The sequence below is a fragment of the Pseudomonas sp. W15Feb9B genome, assembly GCF_000828175.1.
Lineage (GTDB): Bacteria > Pseudomonadota > Gammaproteobacteria > Pseudomonadales > Pseudomonadaceae > Aquipseudomonas > Aquipseudomonas parakoreensis.
In genome coordinates this window covers 25294-47308 of record NZ_JTKF01000010.1, presented here as the reverse complement: position 1 = coordinate 47308, position 22015 = coordinate 25294, and the positions used below count along the sequence as shown (strand labels likewise).

Sequence of the window (22015 nt, the reverse complement as noted above, 5' to 3'; positions counted from 1 at the left end):
CGCTCTACGTTGGGGTCAGGCCCTCCCAAAATCTAACGTAGAGGTCTAGATATGTCTGATCCGCTCCCGGTAATGGTGTTCTCTCGCCACAACCTTTCTCTCCATGCCCTTCTATTAGAAAACCAGCCTTGGTTCTCCGCTCGCGATGTCGGCCGCTTGATGGGTTTCCATCTGAATGATCGGGTGGTCAACAAGCTGGATAACGATCAGCGTCGCGTCTTGTGGATTGAGTACTTTCGAGAGCCAGAACAGCAGCTGATGCTTAGTGAATCCGGGGTGTATGCGCTGTTGGTCTATCACTACGTTCCGGGAAATCGTTTGTTGCGTGAGTGGCTGACCAACGAGGTGGTGCCGACATTGCGCGATGCTGGGGATTCAGGAGATTCGAATCGGCCAATGTTGAGCTTGTTGGATTGGCCGGAGATGTCTTTGAGTTTGCTGCATTGGCAGGATGAGGGCTGGATTCGGCTTCGGGATATGCCTTACCTGTTAAATGATCAGCCGCGACGACGAACGGTCGAAGCTAATCCTTGGTGGCGGCGGGTCGTAAATACGTTGCAGTTATCTGCACATTCACTTAGGTCAAATCATCGAAAACCCAGCGACCGTTGAGAAGCCCTTTCAATTGCTCAACACTCAGTAATTGCTGAGGCTTTCTATGAACAATTGCGTGGCAATTTGCACAGAGAGGAACAAGGTCAGTCACTGGATCGACAACCTGTTCCTCTTCAAATTCGGAAATGGGCTTCACGTGATGCACATGAATGAAGCCCTTCGCGTGCTCCCCATAGGCTTTCTCAAAGTCAAAATCACATGCTTTGCATAGAAGACCATGAATAGCGATAGCCTGACGTCTAAGCTTGGGACAACGCTCGTATCTCACACCGTAATAAGTGGATTTTTTACCTTCAGTACCAACGATTACGGTTTCAAAATCCTCTGTACCGTCAACCTGGCTGAAGTCATCTGCCTGCGATTGCGTCAGCACAGCATTGGATGAGATCCGGTCGAACACAGTTTGATCAATGGACCGAACACCGTTACGCCAGTAATTGTTCTTTAGATTTGAGGGAATTTGCTCAAGGTACTCCCCCTCGAGCTTTATTGGGATTGCCGACTCAAACTGACGAAAATCCTCAATGGAGGCAAACAGGTCTCCTCGCTTACTGTTCTTGTCTGCATACACCCTCCCTATCCGAGCCAAACCAAAATAATGAGGTGCAGAACTCAAACGTAATGCTGCAAAAGCCTTATTTTTCAGTTTCCCCTTGTAGTAGAGAACTTCTGTTCCCTGGACAAGGATTTCCTTGTACCGCTTCGGGAAGTGGTAGAGAACCCCAGTTTGATCGGCCCATTTTGACAAATCATTCTCGGCAATTACGGCTGGCATCAACTCATCCTCTTATCAGAGGCTAGAGATTACCAAATCTAGAGAAAAGTCCTACACGACTTACAGAAAGCTCTCACAACTGACTCAAGCCAAGTTTTCAGCCTTTCGGTGAGACATGTGTTCCACCTCTCGCTCTTAAATTGCTTTGACGGAGCCTAGAAAATGACCGCATCACTGCACCAAAAAAAGAATTAGTAGGTGCACCACCACGCGCCTCCCGCTATTAATACCCCTCCCCCACTCAAGGATCCGAGCCCTGCCATGAAATTCGATCTCGCCTACTGCCTCAGTCTCGACGACAAGTTGTCGATCTATGACGTTCGCGATCTCAATTTCGATGAGACGGTGGCGTTCGATTCTGCGAAGGAACACTTCCAGTGCCCCAACGATGCCTGTCGTTCGGCGTTTGATGCCTCCAACGAGTTGGGCACGTTCAACGCCAAGAATGTGAATTACGTGCGCACGCCGCACTTCAAGAACTTGCCCGGTACGCAGCATGTAGCAGGTTGTCCGTATGTGAGTTTGAAGGCGTCGGCATCTGGCGTTGAGTCGGCGGATGGCGAAACGGATGACGCTCGCGAGGAACACTTCCCATCGGAGTTGTTGCTGACGCGGCGTGAGTATGTGCGCAAGCCTGCTACGCCTGCGGGGGCGGCGGATGTGTTGCGGGATGATCCGGTGCGGGTGGCGCAGGTGAGTTCCAAGGAGTCGCCGGGGCGTGAGACCGCGCCGGACAAGACCAGTGTGTTTGCGCATCCGGTGGAGTGTTTTGTGTCGAACTTCGCCGACAAGGAGTTGCTCAAGCGCATGCCGTTGAAGATCGGCGAGCACACGGCGCCTTATGGCTCGTTCTTCAAGAAGATTGAGTATCTGACGGACAACAAGGGGCTGATTTACTGGGGCAAGATCAAGGAGATCAAGGATTACACCCAGAGTTTTCGCATCGACTTCGAGCAGAAGGTCTGGTTCAAGCAGGCGGATGAGGCGAAGAAGAAGCCGTATTCGGTAAACGTGTACTTGAGCAAGAAGTTGATCGACAACTACCGCAAGCGCAAGGCGTTTCTGGAAGAGATCAAGCATGCGATCGACAGCGACAAGGAGTTGTTCTGTTTCTTCTATGGCGTGACGCCGGAGTTGAAGCAGGTGCCGAGCAAGAAGAACCCCGAACAGACGTTCGGGGTGTTCAGTGCCAACATCGAGAACCTGGATCACTTCGTTGTGCGGGAGGCGCCGGGGTTGGCGTGACGGTTAGCCTTTGGGCAATTGCAGTTTGGCTGCGCCACGGTGCTGGTTGACCAGCGAGTACGGCAGCACTGACCAATCAGGGTTGTCGCAGTTACGTTGGTAACGGGCGAAGTAAGCGCCCAGGTAAATACCCTTCGGTGTGAAGTGCCAGTTGGAATAACCCCAGACGCTTTCATCGGTGTAATCGCAGTTGCCATCGTCTTCGGCGGGCTTCTTCATCTCTTCGGGATAGAGCGTGGTGAACTGTTTGACCAGCCACGGCGCCATGACTTTCATCTGATCGTATTCGGTGACCGCGCTATTCGGTTCACCAATCCACAGCACATCTTTGAGTTTCAACAATTCGCCGGTGTGGACGTCGAGGTTGATTGGCGAACTGCCGAAATCCGGGTGGGCGCCGCCGCAGCTGTAACCGGTGGAGATGTCCAGGCTGACCACGTCGGGCGAGAGAAACTCGGGGGCAGCCCCTTGATCGAACTCGGCATATTCCCCGCCATCCATCATGCAGCGGTGATAGTCGATGACTTCAGTCCAGAGCCGTCCGAGCAGGTGGTTATTAATCCGCTGCTGCTCTTCTTTCGTATAGCCGGACTCGACACTGAACAACGATATCTTTGACTCAGGCTCCGTCCACCATTGCAGGTCGTAGCCCATGAAGTTTTCTTTCTTCTCCGGTTTGAGCTTGAGTCCCTGTAAGCGCAAATACTCGTAGGGATCGCTCTTCGGCAAAGTGGCAATAAAGGGCAGCGTAGTTGCGCTCGGCGCAGGAAGTTTGGCTTCGGTCAGTTGCACCGGTAGCTTCTTGCCCTTGGGGTTTTGCCATTCGCCCTGCCAGCCATTGGCGATGGATTTCAACTTCAGGGTGGGCAGCGGTTTGTCGTCGTCATAGCGGTTGTTGCCTTCAACCAGGTTCAACGTGCTGTCCTGCAGCGAGCCACTGAGCTCTAGGTCGCGGTGATACTTCTCGTAGAAGTAGCGGCCGGTGACTTCGTCCTGCTGCATGGTGTTGAGCTCCACCACAATCGGCATCTTGCCCAGCGTACCGGTGAACACGCGCCGGCCATCTTCGGCATGGGCGGTGGAAATCAGTGTGAACAGCGCCGCAGCGTATGGCGCCAGGCGCAGCAGTCCCTTGAGCATGGATCGATCCCTGAGTGAATGAGGCTGCGGAGTATGCAGAGGATGCGCGCAGGAATCGAGGCTCTACTTGAGCAGCATGCCCAGCATCACGACGATTAACAGACCGATATACACCCAAGCATGCACCCGATCCGGTATCCGCCCGATCCACGGCGTGGCCATTCGAATCCCGACCAACGACCCCAGCGTCAGCACCGCAAACGCCAGCAAATCTACATACCCGACAAACCAAGCGCCCAGATCCGTCTCGCTGAAACCGGCCAGTGCCATGTAGGTCAGCGTCCCGGCCACCGCCACCGGCACGCTCAACGGGTTCGCCATGGACGTGGCCTCGGACATTCTCAGTCCGCAGCGGCGCAGGAGCGGCACAGTCATAACGCTTCCTCCTACGCCGAGAAACGTGGCGATGGCGCCGATGCCTACACCGCCGGCGGATATTTCCTTGCGATCCAATCGGCGTGGGATGACGCCTTCGCTGCGGGTGAGGAAGCCGCGTCTCAGCAGGCAGTCGATGATGGTCACGCCGAGGTAGGCGATGAAGGCGTAGCGGATGACCTCGCCGCTGACCCACACCGCAGCGATCGCGCCGATGATCGCGCCCAGGGCGATGAAGCCGCCGAGCGGCCACAGGTAATGACGGATCAGGTTGCCGGCGCGGCGGTGTTTGTCGGTGGCGATCAGGGCGTTGACGATCATCACGCAGGTCGAGGTGGCGACGGCGATGTGCATCGCCGATTGGCCGATGGGGTCGTCGGCACCGTGGCTGGCGGAGAGCATGCGGTAGAGCAGCGGCACGACGACGAAGCCGCCGCCGAAACCGAAGAGCACGGCGGTGATGCCGGTCAGGCAGCCGAAGAGAGTCAGCAGGAGGTAGAACATGGCGCGTCTTCCGGTGGTGGCGAGCGGTCGACGATAAAGCGACGCGACTTGGCCTGCTTCAGCAACTCAGCCAATAATGTTTGCGTTTACGCCAACTACCGGGAAACGCTCGATGCGCAATGTTTCGATCAATCTGCTGGATCACACACTGCGCCCGGTGGTGGCGATCGGAACGGATTATTCCCACGGCCATCTGTTGCCGTTTCATACGCATCGACGGGCGCAATTGTTGTACGGCGCGACCGGGGTGATGCAGGTTCGTACTCATGACGGCAATTGGGTGGTGCCGCCACAACGGGCAGTGTGGATTCCGCCGGAAGTGGCACATGAGGTGCTGATGCTGGGCGTGAGCACGCGCAGTCTGTACATCGAGCCAGGGGCGGTGGATTTGGGGCAGCGCTGCCAGGTGATCAGCGTTTCGCCGTTGATGCGGCACTTGTTGATGGAGGCGGTGGAAGTGCCGCTGGCCTATGACCTCGAAGGACGCGATGGCGTACTGATCGACTTGCTGCTGCATGAACTGGCGCGCAGTGCGCCCCTGCCCTTGCACATTCCGCTGCCGACTGACGGAAAGCTCCTGGCTTTGTGTCAGAACTTTCTGCATCAGCCGAACGCCCATCAGTCACCGCAACACTGGGCCGGGCAGTTGCACATAAGCTTGCGCACCTTCAACAGACTGTTTCGGCAGCAGACCGGGTTGAGCTTCAGCCAATGGCGGCAACAGGCCTGCGTGGTGCTGGCGCTGGCGCGGCTGGCGGCCGGTGAAGCGGTGACGCGGATCGCCCTGGATTTCGGTTATGAGAGCCCGGCGGCGTTCTCGACGATGTTCCGGCGCATCCTCGGCCAGGCACCGTCCGTCTGGTTGGAGGCGGCGAACTAGGGCAAATCAAAAAATGCGTTTGATCCCGGCCGAAAACAACTGTACAAAAACACAGTACATTTCAATCAGCACTCTTGAGCCCGGAGCACACCATGGCCTCTCTTGCGATGAACCACATCCTCGAACGCATTGCCCTTTTCCAGTTCACCCCGACGCACTGCGTCCAGGCCCGAGCGATGCTGGGCTGGAGCGTGGAACGACTGTCGCGCGAGGCGGAGGTTGCGGTGGACGACATTCAGCGGTTTGAAGCGCAGCAGGACGTTGCGGACGCGGCGCGGCTGGCGTTGGCTTACCGGTTTGAAGCGCAGGGGTTGGTGTTTTTTCCGGGGTTTGCGCCGGGGCGCAGTGCGAGTATGGGTGCACCATCGGATGCAGCGGGGCGTGGGGATTATGCGATGGCTGAATGAACAGGCAAGTTGATATTTATCCCTAAATAGGTATATTTTCGCATGAGTGCAAGGAAGCCGCTCTTGTGGGTCTGCAGTAGTAAGAAAGATCTCAAGCAGATGCCCACAGACGTACAGGATGTATTTGGTTACGCATTGGATTTGGCCCAGAGTGGCTTGAAGCATCCGGATGCAAAACCCCTGAAAGGGTTCGGAGGCGCGGGAGTGCTGGAACTGATCGAAGACTTCGACACCAACACCTACCGGGCCATTTATACGGTTCGTTTCGGCAGTGCCATTTATGTATTGCACTGCTTTCAGAAGAAGTCGAATACCGGAATCAAAACCGCCCAGTCCGACATTGATCTGATCCGAAACCGACTTCGAGCCGCTCAGGATCACGCGAAAGGATCAGAAAATGATAGAAATTGAAGAAGGTAGCGGGAACGTCTACCGAGACCTCGAATTACCCAATGCCAGTGAAATGCAGGTTAAGTCGCAGCTCGCGGCGAAGATCGGCGAGATCATCAAGGCACGCCATCTCACTCAAATTCAGGCATCTGAAATTCTTGGATTATCTCAGCCCAAGCTATCCGACATGCTGCGGGGGAAATTTCGCGGCATCAGTGAAGCCAAGATGATGGAGTGCCTCTCGCATCTTGGACGAGACGTTCAGATCGTAGTGAAATCGGCCCCCCGGTCACGGAAAGAGGGCCGAATTGAAGTGGTATTTGCTTAACCTGAAACTCATCAGGCGTTCTGCATCACCCCTTCACTCTCCCCTTCAACCGCCAACCACCACGCACTCCCGCGCTGCGGCTGCATCAGGTTGAACGCCTCGCCCATTTGCGGCGTGGTGATCGCCACACTGCGCTCCCAGGCCAGTGACAGGATCCGATCAAACGGTTCGTGCCAGGCGTGCATGGCCAGGTCGAAGGTGCCGTTGTGGATCGGGAATAGCCAGCGGCCCTTGAGATCGATGTGCGCCTGCAGGGTTTCTTCGGGTTGCATGTGCACGTGCGGCCATTCGACGTTGTAGGCGCCGGTTTCCATCAGGGTCAGGTCGAATGGGCCGTACTGTTCGCCGATGCGTTTGAAGCCGTCGAAGTAGCCGCTGTCTCCGCTGAAGAAGATGCGGGTGTCGCCATTGATCATCACCCACGAGGCCCACAGCGTGCTGTTGCTGTCGAACAGGCCGCGGCCGGAGAAGTGCTGCGAGGGCGTGGCGACAAAGCGGATGCCGGCGATTTCGGTGCCCTGCCACCAGTCGTACTGGCGGACTTTGCTGGCATCGATGCCCCATTTGACCAAAGTATCGCCGACGCCCAGCGGGGTCAGGAAGTAGTTGGTTTTGGCCGCCAGTTTCAGCACTGCCTGGTAATCGAGGTGGTCGTAGTGGTTGTGCGAGAGGATCACCGCTTCGATCGGCGGCAACTGGTCGATACTGATCGGCGGCTGGTGAAAGCGTTTCGGGCCGGCCCACTGCACGGGCGAAGCGCGCTCGGCGAAGACCGGGTCGGTGATCCAGAATTTGCCGCGCATTTTCAGCAGCAGCGTCGAGTGGCCGAGGCGATAGACGCTGTGGTCAGGCGCGGCCAGCAGGTCTTCAGTTGTCAGCGACTGCACCGGGATCGCAGCGGCGGGACGGGTATTGCGCGGCTTGTTGAAAATCATGTTCCACATGATCCGCAGCATTTTGCGCCCACCTTCACGTTGCACCGGCGCATGGTTACGGAATAGCCCTTGATCCTGGCGAGAGGCTTCAGGCGTGGAAATTTGATCCGCAGAAATATCTGAATTGGCCATGACTGAGAGACTCCAGAAAAACCGCGCATTTCACGGTTTTTCACGGTGGGACGATAAATGGCCAAGGCACGCACGCATCAGCCGAACTGTCTGGTTTTTAGGTTGCGCGGATTAACGCAACATTACACTGGGCGGTGTAGTTTCTAGGTTGCATGAAACGTGGTGACAAGTAAACTGCCAAGTGTAATTCCCCTCTTTCTCTGCCGAAGCGTACTTATGACAGCTGCACAGCGCCTTACCGACCGCAAACGCGAAGCCATCATTCAGGCGGCGATTGCCGAATTCCGGGCCAACGGGTTCGAGATCACCAGCATGGACAAGATCGCGGCTACCGCTGGGGTGTCGAAGCGCACGGTGTACAACCATTTCCCCAGCAAGGAAGAGCTGTTCGCCGAAATTCTCAACCAACTCTGGGCACGAATTACTGAAGAGCAGATGGTGAGCTACCGCGCCGATCAGCCGCTGCGCGAGCAACTGCTGCCCATGTTGCTGGCCAAACTGCAGATGATGGCGGATGACAATTTTCTCGGACTGGCGCGGGTGGCGATCGCTGCCACCATTCATTCACCGGAGCGCGCGCAAGACATGGTGGCGCGCATGGGCGAGCGCGAAGAAGGCCTGACAGTGTGGATTCGCGCTGCGCTGGCCGATGGTCGGTTGAAAACCGTGGATGCCGATTTCGCCGCGCAACAGGTGCAGGGACTGTTGAAGTCATTCGGTTTCTGGCCGCAGATTTCCATGGGTTTGCCGCCGCTGGATGCAGACACGCAAAAAGCCGTGGCCGAGTCGGCATTGGAGATGTTTCTGGCACGTTATCAGCTCTGAACCGGCCTCTTCGGCACCCGCCCGGAGTCACCGACTCGAACTTTGAAAAAACCGGAAACGTACCGACGCGCAATTTCTTGTACAGCTTAATTCGGTTTGTATAAGATCGAGCCGTCAGCCTGGATGCTGGCACTTTGCAGTCAATGACAAATGCTGACCCGGCATTTGCTCTGCCAGCGCGGAAACAGGGACACAAACCTCGTCTTTCCCTACTTCCAGGTACTGCCCCCTATGTTTTTCAAACGCCACCAAGCCGAACTCAACGATCTTCAACACACCCTCACCGAACAAAACGGCCTGCTTGAAGCGATCAATCGCTCCATGGCGGTGATCGAGTTCGACCTTGACGGTGTGGTGTTAAAGGCCAATGACAACTTCCTCAAAACCATGGGTTACCGCGCCGAACAGGTGATCGGCCAGCCGCATCGCTTGTTCTGCACTCCGGAGTTTGGCCGCAGCGCGCAATACACCGAACTGTGGTCGCGCCTGAAAAACGGCCAGTTCCAGTCCGGCACCTTCGAGCGGATCAACAGCCAAGGCCAGCCGATCTGGCTGGAAGCCAATTACAACCCGATCAAGGATGCGTCGGGACGTGTGGTCAAAGTGGTCAAGTTCGCTATGAACGTGACGACCAAGGTGCAGCAGGAAAGCGAGGCCAACGCCAAACTGCAGGCAATCGACCGGGCGATGGCAGTGATTGAATTCGACCTCGACGGCGGCATTCTCACGGCCAATCAGAATTTTCTGACACGCATGGGTTACACCCTCGCTGAACTCAAGGGTAAACATCACCGTTTGTTCTGCCGCGCTGAGCTGGTCAACAGCAGTGCCTACGAGGACTTCTGGCGACGCTTGAATCAGGGTGAACTGTTCCAGGGCCAGTTCGAACGCGTCGACAAGCGCGGCCAGAGTATTTGGCTGGAGGCCAACTACAACCCGGTGTACGACGCCGCCGGGCGGTTGTGCAAAGTGGTGAAATTCGCCACGGACGTCACCGCCCGCGTCGAGCAGCACGAGCACGATGCCCGTAGCGCCAGCGCCGCTTACCACATCTCCGTGGAAACCCGGAAAGTCGCCGAGCAAGGCACTCAGGTGATCCAGCAGGCGGCCAGTGAAATGCGCGAGATTGCTGACGACATCGCGCAGTCATCAACGCTGATCGCGCAACTTGGCGAACGCTCGGAGCAGATCACCGCGATCGTCAATACGATCCGCGCGATTGCCGACCAGACCAATCTGCTGGCGCTCAACGCGGCGATTGAAGCGGCGCGCGCCGGGGATCAGGGCCGCGGTTTTGCCGTGGTGGCGGACGAAGTGCGACAACTGGCGGCGCGCACCAGCGGCTCGACGGCGGAGATTTCCAACATGATCGGCCTGATCCAGAGCGAGACACGGCAGGCGATCAAGAGCATGGAAGGCACCCGCGGGCGGGCGGCACAAGGCGTTGAACTGGCGGATCAGGCCGGCAGTGTGATTTTGCAGATCCGCGATGGCGCCAGTGAAGCGGTGCAGGCGGTGAGCATGTTTGCCAATGAGCGGGCGCCGGGCTGAGAGACCGCGTCGCGGCTTTCGCGAGCAGGCTCGCTCCCACAGGGGTCGAGTCGATCACTTGACTTGTGATCAAGCCGGAACCTGTGGGAGCGAGCCTGCTCGCGAAAGGGCCATCAGCCTCGATGCAGGGCTATAGTGACCTCCAGTCCCAAGTCCTGCCGAGCCCACCATGACCACAGAAAAACCCGATGTCCCCGCGCCCGCCCCGGTCGATCACCTGCGCTTCCACCGCCCCCACGCCCACCTCAACACCACCTTCGGCAACGACGCGTTCGCCCTGCGTGCCGAGGCCTTCGCGCGGTTCTTCGGCACGCCGCTGTTTCTCGGCGCGCAAACGCTGATCGTCGCAGTGTGGATCGGCCTCAACGTCTCGGGCGTGACGCAGTTCGACGTCTACCCGTTCATCCTGCTCAACCTCGCGTTCAGCCTGCAAGCCGCCTACGCCGCGCCGTTGATTCTGCTGGCACAGACCCGACAGGCCGCGCGGGACAAGGCGCAGTCGGACGCCGACGCGCAACACCGTGAAGCGCTGGCGGTGGCCAACAGCGAGCGCCAGGCGCAGGCCGCACAGACCACCGCGCAACTGCTCGAATTGCTGGAACAGAACACCCGACTCACCGAGATGACCAAGAGCCTGACTGAACGCATCGAAGGCCTGACCCGCGAACTGCATGCGCACATCTGCCAGGATCCGCAACGCTGATCATGGCAAACGCAGCGCCCGCCCCAATTCATCGAACAGCGTGACCACCGCGCGCAACGCGCGGCAGTCCGCGCGGGTCAGCAGCCACAGCGCGGTGTCATAGCCGTGCAGCGGTGCGCTGAGGGGCTGCAAACCTTCCGTGATCAGAAAGTCCGGCAACGCCGCCACGCCGAGACCGCCGCGCACGAGTTCCGTCACCGAGAGCATGCTGTTGCAGCGATAACTCGGGATCACGCCGGGCAACTGTTGGCGGCGCCAGGCGACGGTCGGGTGATCCGGCAGAAACTCGTCCGGGGCGATCCAGGTCAGCGCCGCCAGATCCGTCGCATCCACATTCTGCAGATAACGCGCACTGGCGCAGACCCGGTAGGAAACCTTCGCCAGTTGCCGTCCGACCAGATGCTCCGGCGGTGTACGCGTCAGGCGCAGGGCGATGTCGGCATCACGCCGGCTGAGGTTGGCGAAATCGTTGGAGGTGCTCAGCTCGAGAGTCAACGCCGGGTAGTTCGGCATGAACTGCGCCAGTGCCGGCAACAGCAGGCCTTGCAGCACCGAATCGGTACAGGTCAGGCGCACCGTACCGCTGACCACTTCCCCGCCCTGCTCGACACCGATTCGCGCCGCTTCCAGCGCCTGCTCGGCGCGCTCGGCCTGCTCGGCCAGCGTCTGCGCGAGGGTGGTGGGCAAATAACCGGCGCGGCTCTTTTCGAACAACTGCTGGCCCAGCGCCGACTCCAGACGACGCACTGCGCGAAACACCGTCGACACGTCGACCCTGAGCAACTGCGACGCCCGGGCCAGAGAGCCGCCGCGCACCAACGCAAGGATCAGCGCCAGATCCGGATAGTCGAGTCGATAGTGCGTCGCTGCATTGATCACTTGGGAAAACGCCAATATTGAGTGCGTGAACGCCAATCTATAGTGAGCCCCGGTGATCGACAACTGCACACATTCACTGTGGTGAGGGGATTCATCCCCGATGGACTGCGCAGCAGGCCTTGTTTGAGGGCCGCTTCACGCCCCGTCGGGGATAAATCCCCTCACCACAGAGGTTTACTCACTCAAATCAAGGAAATCCCATGGACGCCATTTCCATCGCCCTGATCGGCGATTACGAACCGCAAGTCACCGCCCACCAGGCGATCCCCGTTGCCCTCGGCATGATCGCCGAGCAGTCCGGCCACAATGTGCAATTCGACTGGCTGGCCACGGATCAAATCCACGTCGATACACCATTGGCACACTACGACGGCTTCTGGTGCGTCCCGGCCAGCCCCTACAACAGTGAGGCCGGTGCACTCAGGGCGATTCGTTTTGCCCGCGAACAACAGCGCCCGTTCCTTGGTACCTGCGGCGGTTTTCAGCATGCGCTGCTGGAATTTTCCCGCAATGTGCTGGGCTGGGACGATGCCGAGCATGGCGAAACGTCACCGGATTCGCCGCGAGCGGTACTGACACCGCTGACCTGTTCGTTGGTGGAGGCGGTAGACAGCATTCATCTGGTCGCCGGTTCGTTGATCGCCAAGGCGTACGAAACGTCTGAAATTCATGAAGGTTATCGCTGCCGATTCGGTGTGAACCCACAGTTCGAAAAGGAATTACTGACCCCTCCGCTACGTGCCGTGGGGCACGATTCGGCGGGCGACTTGCGCGCGATCGAATTGACTGACCATGTGTTTTTTGTCGCCACGTTGTTTCAACCGGAACGTGCGGCGCTCAGGGGCCATGTCCCGCCGCTGGTGCGGGCGTTTGTCGAAGCGTGTGCGGAGCAACGTCCATGAAGCCGAACGAATCCTGCTTCGCGGTGATTTTCACCTCGACCCGCACCGAAGGTGACAACGGTTATGCCGCGGCCTCCGAGCGCATGATGGAGCTGGTCAGCCAGCAACCGGGGTTTCTCGGGATTGATTCGATTCGTGGGGAAGATGGCGTCGGCATCACCATTTCCTACTGGGAGAGCGAGGCGGCGATTCTGGCCTGGCGCGAGCATCCCGAGCACCGGGTGATTCAGGCGCGCGGGCGGGCGCAGTGGTATTCGACGTTTCAGACGCGGGTGTGTCGGGTGGAGCGCGAGTATCGGTTTGGGTAGGGAGTTGGGTGGTGTTCTCACTGGCCTCATCGCTGGCAAGCCAGCTCCCACAGGTACTGCGTGATCTTCAGAACAACGAATAACCTGTGGGAGCGTGGCTTGCCCGCGATGCGGCCAGTAGCGTCAATACAAAAACCTCAGCCCTGCACCAGACTGCGCACCGCCACAATCTCCGGCACCTCAACCTTGCTCATGTACACCCGCAACGGCTCGCTGATGTTGATCCGCTCGTCGATGTTCTGATCCAGCAGCAACTGAATCAGCTCGCGCTTCAAGGTCATGGTGGTATCCGAAACCGGCGCCCAGACAAATTCGCTGGTGGGAATAATGCCGTCATCGGCCACGTCCATGCCGAACGAATCCTCGCTGAAACGCACGATGTACTGACCGGTCTTGCGGTTGAGGCCGACAAAACCCTTGAGGTCATCGGCGGCCTGACAGATGAGTTGGGAAGTGATGCGCATGGTAAACCTCACGAAAAATCATCGATGGTTTACACGCAGGGCAACAGACTCGGCGCGCCCTCTGCCGGAGCGTCTGCCGAGGCCAAGCGTACTGCAAACCGCGCCACAAAAGTGCAGGAAAAATCGCTTTTAATACGTTTATGTCGGTCTGGCGATAGCACGCAACCGATTCAGTTGTTAAAAGGTACGTCTTTGAAAATGCCCTGCGAAAGGAACTCGAACATGCCCGCCACTTTCACCAAAAGCGCCCTCATGCTGAGCCTGATGCTCGGTCTCGGCCAGGCCCACGCCGCCGCGACTGACGTCAACGCGCTGGCCGCCGCCCATGGCATCCCGCATCCAGCCGTGATCGCACACCGTGGCGCGTCCTTCGATGCGCCGGAGTCCACCGCCGCCTCCTACAAACTGGCCCGCGACCTCGGCGCCGACTACCTGGAAATGGACTTGCAGCGCAGCAAGGACGGCGTGTTGTTCGCCCTGCACGACAACAACCTGCAACGTACCACCGACGTCGCCACCAAATTCCCGGAGCGCAAAGACAGCCCGGCCACCGCCTTCACCATGGCCGAACTGAAAACCCTCGACGCCGGCAGCTGGTACAACAAGGCTTACCCGGATCGCGCACGTCCGACCTATGTCGGGCTGAAAATCCTCACCCTCGATGAAATCATCGACATCGCCCAGGCCAACCCGAAACACAAGCCGGGCCTGTACATCGAAACCAAGGAACCGCAACTGTTTCCGGGAATCGAGCATGACCTCAAAGAGAAACTGCAGGATCGCGGCTGGCTGAGCCCGGCCGGTTCGAAACTGGCCAAGAGCGAACTGGGCGTCGGCCAGGGCAAAGGCAAAGTGATCCTGCAGACTTTCGAGAAGAACAGCCTCGAACTGCTGCAAAAGGAAATGCCGCAAGTACCGAAAATCCTGCTGCTGTGGGTCGGTGAAGGCAGCATCGAGCCAAAATCCAAGGTGACCTTTGCCGAATCCGGCGAGAAGGACAAGAACGTGTTCTACGGCAAGCAGGAGCCGAAGTCCGAAGCTGAATTCAAGCAATGGGTGGATTTCGCCAAGGCTCACGGCGCCATCGGCACCGGTCCTTCGGCCAAACTGACCCAGGGTGGCGATCAGAGCTACTCGGATCTGGTGCAACCGTGGATGAACCAGTACACCCACGATCAGGGCATGCTGGTGCACGTGTACACCGTCGATGAGCCGGTGGACTTCGAGAAAGTCATGGCGGCCGGGGTTGATGGCATCTTCACCAACCGCGCCAGCGAACTGTTGAAGTTCTACAAGCGTCCGGCCAGTGCCAGTGTTGATCAGGTATTGAAGAACAACGGGTTCTGATCTGCAAAACCGAGGTGCCCTTATCGCGGGCAAGCCACGCTCCCACAGGTTTTGTGTTGGGCATGGCTTGCCCGTTTTGTATTCGGGGTTTTAAGGGTGAATTAAGTTGTGGTGGTTAACCTGAGCCCACTTCAACGAACAACCCAAGGAATGACCCGATGAAAACTTTGACTGCCCTGTTTACCGCCGCTGCCCTGACCCTGACTGCTGGCCTGGCCCAGGCCGATGTGCGCGTCGACCAGATCCCTGAGTTGGTCAAATCCGGCAAGATCAAGTCGCTGGAATCGATGAATGCCGAAGCGCTGAAACTGCATCCGGGTGCGACCATCACCGACACCGACCTGGATAACCACTTCAACGGTTACGAGTACGAAGTCGAGCTGAAAACCGCCGATGGCAAAGAGTATGACGTCGACTTCGATGCCACCACCGGCAAGGTGCTGAGCAACAAGCAAGACACCTGATACACCGCCAACGCAAAGCCGCACGATCCCGGATCCTGCGGCTTTTTTGCGTCCGTTGCCCGGCGAATCACGCGGATGCCGCCTGAAGGGATGCCAAAACCGCCATCAGACGGCTAGTATGGCGACCATCAGATAAACGATTGCAGCCGAGAACGATGGGCATGGGGCAGACAGCGGCAGCAGACATCGCAACGATCAAACGGATCAGCGCGGTTCCGGCGATTCTTCAGGTGATTCGCGAACTGACCGGCCTGCGCTTCGCCGCCGTGGCGCGGGTTACCGAGGAGTCATGGACAGCCTGCGCCGTCCTCGACCAGCTGGATTTTGGCCTGCAGGTCGGTGGCGAACTGGATGTGGTCACTACGCTGTGCCACGAAATCCGTGCCGCGCACACCTCGGTGGTGATCGACAAGGCCAGCGAAGACCCGCTCTACCGCGATCATCACACCCCGCGCCTGTACAAATTCGAGAGCTATATCTCGGTGCCGGTGTTCCGCACCGACGGGCGCTTTTTCGGCACAATCTGCGCCCTCGATCCGAACCCGGCACAGCTCAAGTCCAGCAGCATCCAGAGCACCATGGAGTCGTTCGCGCGGATGCTTGCGTTGCAGATCGAAGCCGAGGAAAACGCGCAGCTCACCGAAACCGCGTTGTTGCAGGAGCGCGAAACCGCCGAGTTGCGCGAACAGTTCATTGCCGTACTCGGCCACGACTTGCGTAACCCGTTGTTCGCGATCAGCGCTGGCGCCGAAATGCTCCTGCGCAAGCATCCGGATCCGGCCATCGAAGTTCGGGTACGCAATATCCTCGGCAGTGCGCAACGGGCAACCCGGCTGGTGGATGACGTACTCGACTTTGCTCGCGGACGCTTGGGCAAGGGCATTCCGGCGAATATCCAGCCCTGCGCCGATTTGACCGAAGCCGTGCAGCAAGTGGTGACGGAAATTCGTAACGTGCATCCGCAGCGCAACATCCACGCGTCCATCGGCGACTTGCAGGGCTTGCCCTGTGACCGCGCGAGGATCGCTCAATTGCTGTCGAACCTGCTGGCCAATGCCGTGGCCCATGGCGACCCGGAGGGCGACATTGAGGTCATCGCCCAGGTTGATCACGGCGCGTTGATGCTGGCGGTGAAGAATCAGGGGCATATTCCCGAGGCGGTTTTGCCGCATCTGTTCCAGCCTTACTCGCGCCCAAGCGCCAGCACGCCACAGGCCGGGCTCGGTCTGGGGCTGTATATCGCCAGCCAGATCGCCCAGTCCCACGGTGGGCATTTGCATGTGGCGTCAACCGCACAGAGCGGCACGCTGTTCACCTTCAGCCTGCCCACTGCCTGAAAAGCACACCTTGGATCCCTGTGGGAGCGAGCTTGCTCGCGAAGCTGTTGTGTCTGCCACACATGAGGCGACTGGCACGCCGCTTTCGCGAGCAAGCTCGCTCCCACATTGGTTCTGCAGTGTTTCGCAGTTGTCAGGCCGAAGTGCTGACCAGCGAGCCCGAGCTGCTCGACCCGGAGTCCTGCAACGCCTGCAACAACGCCGCCGTCGCCGTCTGCAACGAAGCCGAGGTGCTGGAGATCTGCGACTCGGCGGAGGCCACGTCAGCCGCTTTGGCATCAGCGTCTTCCTGCTTGGCCTGAGCCGCTTGCAGCGCTTGCTGTTGCTCCTGCAATTGCTTTTGCAGCTCGGCGATCTGCTTGCGCAGTGCCTTTACCGAATCCGATTCACCGCTGCTGTCGGAACTGCTGTCGCCTGCCGGAGCCGCGCCCCCGCCGGCCGCCACTTTGCTGGTATCGGCGCTGACGCTTGCGCTGCTGGTTGCAGTGGCCGAGGTGTCGTCACTGGCGTCGCTGATTTTGGTTTTGCTGGTGGCGGTGGTGACGGTCTGATTGATTGAAACAGAGGTGATGCTGACCATGGGCTGGCTCCAATGCCGGTTATAGATAACCGGCCATCGGCGGCACTCGCACGGATTTGAGATCGACTGTGTACCGACTCGGTAACCGAACCGGTACACGTCGGCGGACGTCAGGCGCTCAGGCGCGCGGTGACCTCATTGAGTTGCCCGGACAGGCCATGCAGATTCTGGCTGGCACTTTCGGTGCGCTGCACGCTGTTGAGGTTGGTGCTGGCGATGGACGTGATCTCGGTCAGGTTGCGCGAGATGTCTTCGGCCACCGAGGTCTGCTCTTCGGCGGCGGTGGCGATCTGGCGGTTCATGTCGCGGATCGCTTCCACCGCATGGGTGATGCGCTCCAGCATCGCACCGGCCTGAGTCACTTGCTCGACGCTTTCGTCGCTGCGCGCCTGACCGCTTTCGATCGCTTGCGCCGCGTCCACGGCGCCGGTCTGCACGTTCTGAATAATCTGGTTGATCTCGATGATCGACTCGGCGGTACGCTGCGCAAGGTTGCGCACCTCGTCGGCGACCACCGCAAAACCACGCCCGGCTTCACCGGCCCGTGCCGCTTCAATCGCTGCGTTGAGCGCCAGCAGGTTGGTCTGTTCGGCAATGCCGCGAATCACTTCCAGCACCTTGCCGATTCTTCCGCTGTCGCTTTCCAGGCGACGAATCACTTCAGCGGTGTTGGCGATTTCGCCACGCATCCGAGTGATGGTGTGGATGGTGCCCTGCATGACCTTTTCACCCTGCTGGGCGGACTGGTCGGCATCGTCGGCAGCCCGCGCCGCATCCGCCGCATGCCGGGCGACTTCCTGGGCGGTGGCGGACATTTCGTTCATCGCCGTGGCCACCTGATCGGTGCGGTTGAACTGCTCGTTGGTGCCGCCGGCCATGGTCGTGGCGATCGCATTCAGCTCGCCGCTGGCGCTGTCCAGATCACTGGCACTGCGTTGCAGGTGAGTGAAGGTTTCAGCGAGGAAATCACGCAGGGTATTGGCCGCGGCGGCAAGGTTGCCCAACTCGTCCTGACGGTCGTTGGCGACGCGTTCGGCGAGGCGCCCACGGCTCAACTGGGTGACGTAGTCGATCAGCTTGCGGATCGGCTCGATCAGGTTGCGGTTGACCAGCCACAGGCTGAGCAAGCCGATCAGCAGACCGGAACCGAGCATCACCACAATTCCCAGCAGCACGGTGCTGTCGGCACTGGCGCTGATCTGCGCCGACTGTTCGGTGCCCTGCTTGCGCAGCTCGGCGACCAGTTCGCTCATCTGATCGCTGGTGGCGCGGTCCACGCCTTTGACCGCACTGTCGCCAGCCGTTGGATCGGCACCGGCCGCTACATAGGCATCGCGACCTTTCTGGTAGGCGCTGCCGAGTTGGCGGTGCTCTTCACGCAGGCGTTCGATGCGGGTTTTCAGCGCCGGCTCCAGGCCTTTCTGGCCGGCCAGTTCACCGAGAATGTTCTGCACATCGCGCTGACGATCTTCGAACTGGCCCCAGTACTTGGCCAGGTCAGCCGGTTGCTTGCCGCGCAGCAAGACGTTTTTCCACTCCTGCACCTGCACCTTGAATTGCAGGTTGGCCTCATCGATCAATTGTGAGGTGTGCAAGGGGCCGGCGATCAATTGGCTGTAGTTCTGCACGCCATTGGACAGGAAATGAAAGCAGGCCAGTGCGATCAACAGCATCGCCAGCAGGCTGCCGCTCAGCAGGGCGAGAATTTGTGCTCTCAGGGATTTTTGCAGCATCGCGAGATACTCAGGACAGGGATGAGGCACGCCCGATAAGGCGTGGGATTTTGCCGGACATCCGTGTCGGCGAGCCTTGGCTCATGGCCAAGCGCGCGCAACGTAACCCAAGCGTGATCGGCGCACCAGAGCGCTTCTTGAAGGAAATCCGACCGCCGGTAAGACATTGATCTGGCGTCATTTTGTCGTCACACAAGTGTCATATCCGGTTGCGATGATGCGGCTCAGTGAACCTGCCATTCCGCGACCGGCGTCCCCTCCTCGCAGCGAGCCTCCATGAACCACAGCCTTGATCTCAGTCATCGCGATCCTGATTTGTTCGGTTTGCTTTACGGCTTCCGTTTTCGTCCCGGTGAGCGTGGCCGCGAAGTCGATTCGGCGACCGCCCTGCGTTGCTTGCAAGACGACAGCGACCGTGATGAATTCCTCTGGCTGCACCTGAACCTGGCGCACGCCGCGTGTGAGCGCTGGATGAAAAGTCATCTGCAATTGCCCGAAGAATTCTTCGAGGCGCTGCACGAAGGTTCGCGCTCGACGCGCATCGAGCACGTGGACTCGGCGTTGCTGGCGGTGGTCAACGACGTGGTGTTCAACCTCAGCAGCATGGTGTCCTCAGACGTGTCGACGCTGTGGGTCTGCGTGCGCAGCAAACTGATCGTCAGCGCACGCCTGCAACCGCTGCACTCGGTGGACAAATTGCGTTCGTCGGTGAAGGCCGGCGAATGCTTTCGCTCACCGTCGGAACTGCTGGTGCACCTGCTGCGCGATCAGGGCGAAGTGCTGACGCAGATCGTGCGCAAGACCAGCATGAGCGTCGATCAGGTCGAAGACGAATTACTCTCCTCGCGCCTGTCGACCAACCGCGCCGAACTCGGTGCCAACCGTCGGGTGCTGGTGCGCCTGCAACGCCTGTTGGCGCTGGAGCCGGGCTCCTTGCTGCGCTTGCTCAACCGGCCGCCGGCGTGGCTGCAGAAGGAGGACGTCAAGGAGCTGCGCAAGTCCACCGAGGAATTTGCGCTGATCATCAACGACCTCACCGCCCTCGGCGAGCGGATCAAACTGCTCCAGGAAGAAATCGCCGCCAACCTCAACGAACAGAGCAACCGCACGCTGTTCACCCTGACCGTGGTCACGGTGCTGGCGTTGCCGATCAACATCATTGCCGGTTTCTTTGGCATGAACGTGGGGGGAGTGCCACTGGCGACGGATCCCGAGGGGTTCTGGATTCTGGTGGCGCTGGTCGCGACGTTTACCGTGATTGCCGGGCGCTGGGCGTTTCGCAAGCGTGGGGATTATTAAGATCAAAAGATCGCAGCCTGCGGCAGCTCCTACAGGGCACGGTAAACCTGTAGGAGCTGCCGCAGGCTGCGATCTTTTGATTTTCGCTATCAGATCAGCGGTGAGCTAATCCGCCAAACACTGATCTATCGCAGTCTCTCTGTAATATTTAGCAACGATCATGACGAACAAACCTTCCCTCGCTCAGGATTGTCCGCTCATGGCTACTCCCTCCCTGACCGCCGCCCGCCCCGCGTCCGCCCACGGCGGCCGGCCGGCACTTGATAAGAAACCCGGTCCGTTCACTTACGTGGTGTTCTTCGCGGTTCTGGCCATGGGCATGTTGTTCACCGCTTACAGCCTGATGCACGACATGCATGAGCTGGGCACCACCGTCACCACCTGGACCCCGTTTTTGTTGCTCGGCGTGGCGCTGCTGATTGCGCTGGGCTTCGAGTTCGTCAACGGTTTCCACGACACCGCCAACGCGGTCGCGACGGTGATCTACACCCACTCGTTGCCGCCGAATGTGGCGGTGGTCTGGTCGGGTTTCTTCAACTTCCTCGGGGTGTTGCTGTCCAGTGGCGCGGTGGCGTTCGGCATCATCGCCCTGCTGCCGGTGGAGCTGATTCTGCAGGTCGGTTCGTCCGCCGGTTTCGCGATGATCTTTGCCCTGCTGATCGCGGCAATTCTGTGGAACCTCGGCACCTGGTGGCTGGGCCTGCCGGCCTCGTCATCGCATACGCTGATCGGCTCGATCATCGGCGTCGGTGTGGCCAATGCCTTGATGCACGGACGCGATGGCACCAGTGGCGTGGACTGGGCGCAGGCGACCAAGATCGGTTACGCCCTGCTGCTGTCGCCGCTGGTGGGCTTCGGCTGCGCGGCGCTGTTGCTGCTGGCCATGCGCGCCTTCATCAAGAATCGCGCGCTGTACAAGGCACCGCAAGGCAACAACCCGCCACCGTGGTGGATTCGCGGTTTGTTGATCGCCACCTGCACCGGTGTGTCTTTCGCCCACGGCTCCAACGACGGGCAGAAAGGCATGGGCCTGATCATGCTGATTCTGGTCGGCACCTTGCCGATGGCTTACGCGTTGAACCGCACCATGCCCGCCGATCAGGCGCTGCAGTTTGCCGCTGTCGCCGAAGTCACCCAGCAAGCGCTGGTGAAAAACACCCCGCTGCCAGCCCCGGTCGATCCGCGTCCGGTGCTGTCGGATTACGTGCGCAGCAAGCAAGCCACGCCGCAACTGATCCCCGCCCTAGCCGCCCTGACCGGGCACATTGGCGAAGAGGTCAAAGGCTATGGTTCGCTGTCGAAAGTCCCGGCCGAAGCCATGGGCAACGTGCGTAACGACATGTACCTGGCCAGCGAAAGCATTCGCTTGATGGAGAAGAACAAGGTCGGCAACTTCGACGCCGACACCACGGATAAACTGCAACTGTTCAAGCAGCAGATCGACAACGCCACACGCTTCATTCCGCTGTGGGTGAAGATCGCCGTGGCCATCGCCTTGGGCCTCGGCACCATGGTCGGTTGGAAACGGATTGTGGTGACGGTCGGCGAAAAGATCGGCAAGACCCACCTGACCTACGCCCAGGGCGCCTCGGCGGAAACCGTGGCGATGCTGACCATTGGCGCGGCGGACATGTTCGGTTTACCGGTCTCGACCACCCATGTGCTGTCATCGGGCGTGGCCGGGACCATGGTCGCCAATGGCGGTGGCTTGCAGATGAAGACCATCCGCAATCTGCTGATGGCGTGGGTGCTGACCTTGCCGGCGGCGATTCTGCTGTCGGGCAGCCTCTATTGGCTGTTCACCCAGATCTTCTGATCATCACAAATCCTCTGTAGGAGCTGCGGCACGCTGCGATCTTTTGATCTTGTTTTTTCCAAGCAAAATCAAAAGATCGCA

At 59.2% G+C, this 22015-nt stretch carries 24 protein-coding genes and 2 pseudogenes; 17 read left to right on the top strand and 9 right to left on the bottom strand.

Features of this window, described 5'->3' with window-relative positions:
• The first annotated feature begins 51 nt into the window (after positions 1-51).
• Positions 52-612, top strand: coding sequence for a Bro-N domain-containing protein (locus OC71_RS26975; RefSeq protein WP_084234155.1), 561 nt, complete (start codon positions 52-54; stop codon positions 610-612).
• Here OC71_RS26975 and OC71_RS07435 read toward each other — a convergent pair.
• A complete protein-coding gene (locus OC71_RS07435; protein WP_041066501.1) occupies positions 578-1390 on the bottom strand; it encodes an HNH endonuclease in 813 nt (270 codons plus the stop codon). The two genes, OC71_RS26975 and OC71_RS07435, sit on opposite strands and share 35 nt — an antisense overlap.
• Positions 1391-1651: 261 nt before the next feature.
• On the opposite strand from OC71_RS07435, the gene OC71_RS07430 reads away from it, so the two are divergent.
• The gene (locus OC71_RS07430; protein WP_041066499.1) at positions 1652-2635 is read left to right on the top strand and encodes a hypothetical protein; all 984 of its coding nucleotides are present in this window, start codon (positions 1652-1654) and stop codon (positions 2633-2635) included.
• Positions 2636-2638: 3 nt separating this feature from the next.
• On the opposite strand, the gene OC71_RS07425 is transcribed toward OC71_RS07430, so the two are convergent.
• Both OC71_RS07425 and OC71_RS07420 read right to left on the bottom strand, forming a co-directional pair.
• The gene (locus OC71_RS07425; protein ID WP_041066497.1) at positions 2639-3775 is read right to left on the bottom strand and encodes a DUF3298 domain-containing protein; all 1137 of its coding nucleotides are present in this window, start codon (positions 3773-3775) and stop codon (positions 2639-2641) included.
• 63 nt (positions 3776-3838) lie between these two features.
• A complete protein-coding gene (locus OC71_RS07420; protein WP_041066495.1) occupies positions 3839-4654 on the bottom strand; it encodes a sulfite exporter TauE/SafE family protein in 816 nt (271 codons plus the stop codon).
• Between the two features lie 112 nt (positions 4655-4766).
• On the opposite strand from OC71_RS07420, the gene OC71_RS07415 reads away from it, so the two are divergent.
• The 4 genes from OC71_RS07415 to OC71_RS07400 all read left to right on the top strand — a co-directional run bounded on the left by OC71_RS07415 (position 4767) and on the right by OC71_RS07400 (position 6659).
• Positions 4767-5534, top strand: a complete 768-nt coding sequence (locus OC71_RS07415; RefSeq protein WP_041066492.1) for a helix-turn-helix domain-containing protein — start codon at positions 4767-4769, stop codon at positions 5532-5534.
• A 92-nt stretch (positions 5535-5626) separates the two neighbouring features.
• On the top strand, positions 5627-5941 hold the full coding sequence (locus tag OC71_RS07410) for a hypothetical protein (RefSeq protein WP_041066489.1): 315 nt from the start codon (positions 5627-5629) through the stop codon (positions 5939-5941).
• 42 nt (positions 5942-5983) lie between these two features.
• A complete protein-coding gene (locus OC71_RS07405) occupies positions 5984-6352 on the top strand; it encodes a type II toxin-antitoxin system RelE/ParE family toxin (protein ID WP_041066486.1) in 369 nt (122 codons plus the stop codon).
• Entirely contained in the window at positions 6339-6659 is a 321-nt protein-coding gene (locus OC71_RS07400; RefSeq protein WP_041066483.1) for a helix-turn-helix domain-containing protein, read from the top strand. The genes OC71_RS07405 and OC71_RS07400 overlap by 14 nt, the downstream gene beginning before the upstream one ends.
• 11 nt (positions 6660-6670) lie before the next feature.
• On the opposite strand, the gene OC71_RS07395 is transcribed toward OC71_RS07400, so the two are convergent.
• On the bottom strand, positions 6671-7726 hold the full coding sequence (locus tag OC71_RS07395; RefSeq protein ID WP_041066479.1) for an MBL fold metallo-hydrolase: 1056 nt from the start codon (positions 7724-7726) through the stop codon (positions 6671-6673).
• A 216-nt stretch (positions 7727-7942) separates the two neighbouring features.
• Here OC71_RS07395 and OC71_RS07390 point away from each other — a divergent pair, with 216 nt between their 5' ends.
• The 4 genes and pseudogenes from OC71_RS07390 to OC71_RS07380 all read left to right on the top strand — a co-directional run bounded on the left by OC71_RS07390 (position 7943) and on the right by OC71_RS07380 (position 10805).
• On the top strand, positions 7943-8551 hold the full coding sequence (locus OC71_RS07390) for a TetR/AcrR family transcriptional regulator (protein ID WP_041066476.1): 609 nt from the start codon (positions 7943-7945) through the stop codon (positions 8549-8551).
• Positions 8552-8701: 150 nt separating this feature from the next.
• Positions 8702-9556, top strand: a pseudogene (locus tag OC71_RS28690) (PAS domain-containing protein); the annotation flags it as partial.
• A gap of 51 nt (positions 9557-9607) precedes the next feature.
• Positions 9608-10102 carry a methyl-accepting chemotaxis protein gene (locus tag OC71_RS28685; RefSeq protein WP_371260358.1) on the top strand — a complete coding sequence of 165 codons (495 nt, stop codon included), beginning with the start codon at positions 9608-9610 and terminating at the stop codon, positions 10100-10102.
• A gap of 169 nt (positions 10103-10271) precedes the next feature.
• Complete coding sequence (locus tag OC71_RS07380) at positions 10272-10805, top strand: DUF1003 domain-containing protein (RefSeq protein WP_041066470.1); 534 nt, start codon at positions 10272-10274, stop codon at positions 10803-10805.
• Here OC71_RS07380 and OC71_RS07375 read toward each other — a convergent pair whose 3' ends face one another.
• Entirely contained in the window at positions 10806-11747 is a 942-nt protein-coding gene (locus OC71_RS07375; RefSeq protein ID WP_041066609.1) for a LysR family transcriptional regulator, read from the bottom strand.
• A 137-nt stretch (positions 11748-11884) separates the two neighbouring features.
• Between OC71_RS07375 and OC71_RS07370 the strand changes: the two genes are divergently transcribed.
• Both OC71_RS07370 and OC71_RS07365 read left to right on the top strand, forming a co-directional pair.
• Complete coding sequence (locus tag OC71_RS07370) at positions 11885-12586, top strand: CTP synthase (RefSeq protein WP_041066468.1); 702 nt, start codon at positions 11885-11887, stop codon at positions 12584-12586.
• On the top strand, positions 12583-12894 hold the full coding sequence (locus OC71_RS07365; protein WP_041066466.1) for an antibiotic biosynthesis monooxygenase: 312 nt from the start codon (positions 12583-12585) through the stop codon (positions 12892-12894). The genes OC71_RS07370 and OC71_RS07365 overlap by 4 nt, the downstream gene beginning before the upstream one ends.
• Before the next feature lie 137 nt (positions 12895-13031).
• Here OC71_RS07365 and OC71_RS07360 read toward each other — a convergent pair whose 3' ends face one another.
• Entirely contained in the window at positions 13032-13358 is a 327-nt protein-coding gene (locus tag OC71_RS07360; RefSeq protein WP_041066464.1) for a DUF2025 family protein, read from the bottom strand.
• Between the two features lie 222 nt (positions 13359-13580).
• Here OC71_RS07360 and OC71_RS07355 point away from each other — a divergent pair, with 222 nt between their 5' ends.
• The 3 genes from OC71_RS07355 (at position 13581) to OC71_RS07345 (ending at position 16506) form a co-directional block, all read left to right on the top strand.
• A complete protein-coding gene (locus OC71_RS07355; RefSeq protein WP_041066462.1) occupies positions 13581-14705 on the top strand; it encodes a glycerophosphodiester phosphodiesterase in 1125 nt (374 codons plus the stop codon).
• 158 nt (positions 14706-14863) lie between these two features.
• Entirely contained in the window at positions 14864-15169 is a 306-nt protein-coding gene (locus tag OC71_RS07350; protein ID WP_041066459.1) for a PepSY domain-containing protein, read from the top strand.
• 161 nt (positions 15170-15330) lie between these two features.
• Positions 15331-16506 carry a GAF domain-containing sensor histidine kinase gene (locus OC71_RS07345; protein ID WP_041066457.1) on the top strand — a complete coding sequence of 392 codons (1176 nt, stop codon included), beginning with the start codon at positions 15331-15333 and terminating at the stop codon, positions 16504-16506.
• Between the two features lie 133 nt (positions 16507-16639).
• Here the strand turns inward: OC71_RS07345 and OC71_RS07340 are convergent, their stop codons facing one another.
• The 3 genes and pseudogenes from OC71_RS07340 to OC71_RS28675 all read right to left on the bottom strand — a co-directional run.
• The gene (locus tag OC71_RS07340; RefSeq protein WP_041066454.1) at positions 16640-17086 is read right to left on the bottom strand and encodes a hypothetical protein; all 447 of its coding nucleotides are present in this window, start codon (positions 17084-17086) and stop codon (positions 16640-16642) included.
• 110 nt (positions 17087-17196) lie between these two features.
• Entirely contained in the window at positions 17197-17901 is a 705-nt protein-coding gene (locus OC71_RS28680; protein WP_371260357.1) for a methyl-accepting chemotaxis protein, read from the bottom strand.
• A gap of 228 nt (positions 17902-18129) precedes the next feature.
• A pseudogene (locus tag OC71_RS28675) lies at positions 18130-18240 on the bottom strand (hypothetical protein); the annotation flags it as partial.
• 855 nt (positions 18241-19095) lie between these two features.
• On the opposite strand from OC71_RS28675, the gene OC71_RS07330 reads away from it, so the two are divergent.
• Together OC71_RS07330 and OC71_RS07325 are read left to right on the top strand one after the other, a co-directional pair.
• Positions 19096-20118 (top strand): transporter, encoded by a 1023-nt coding sequence (locus OC71_RS07330; RefSeq protein ID WP_041066447.1) that lies wholly within the window; start codon positions 19096-19098, stop codon positions 20116-20118.
• Positions 20119-20317: 199 nt separating this feature from the next.
• Positions 20318-21934 carry an inorganic phosphate transporter gene (locus OC71_RS07325; RefSeq protein ID WP_041066444.1) on the top strand — a complete coding sequence of 539 codons (1617 nt, stop codon included), beginning with the start codon at positions 20318-20320 and terminating at the stop codon, positions 21932-21934.
• Positions 21935-22015: the final 81 nt, after the last annotated feature.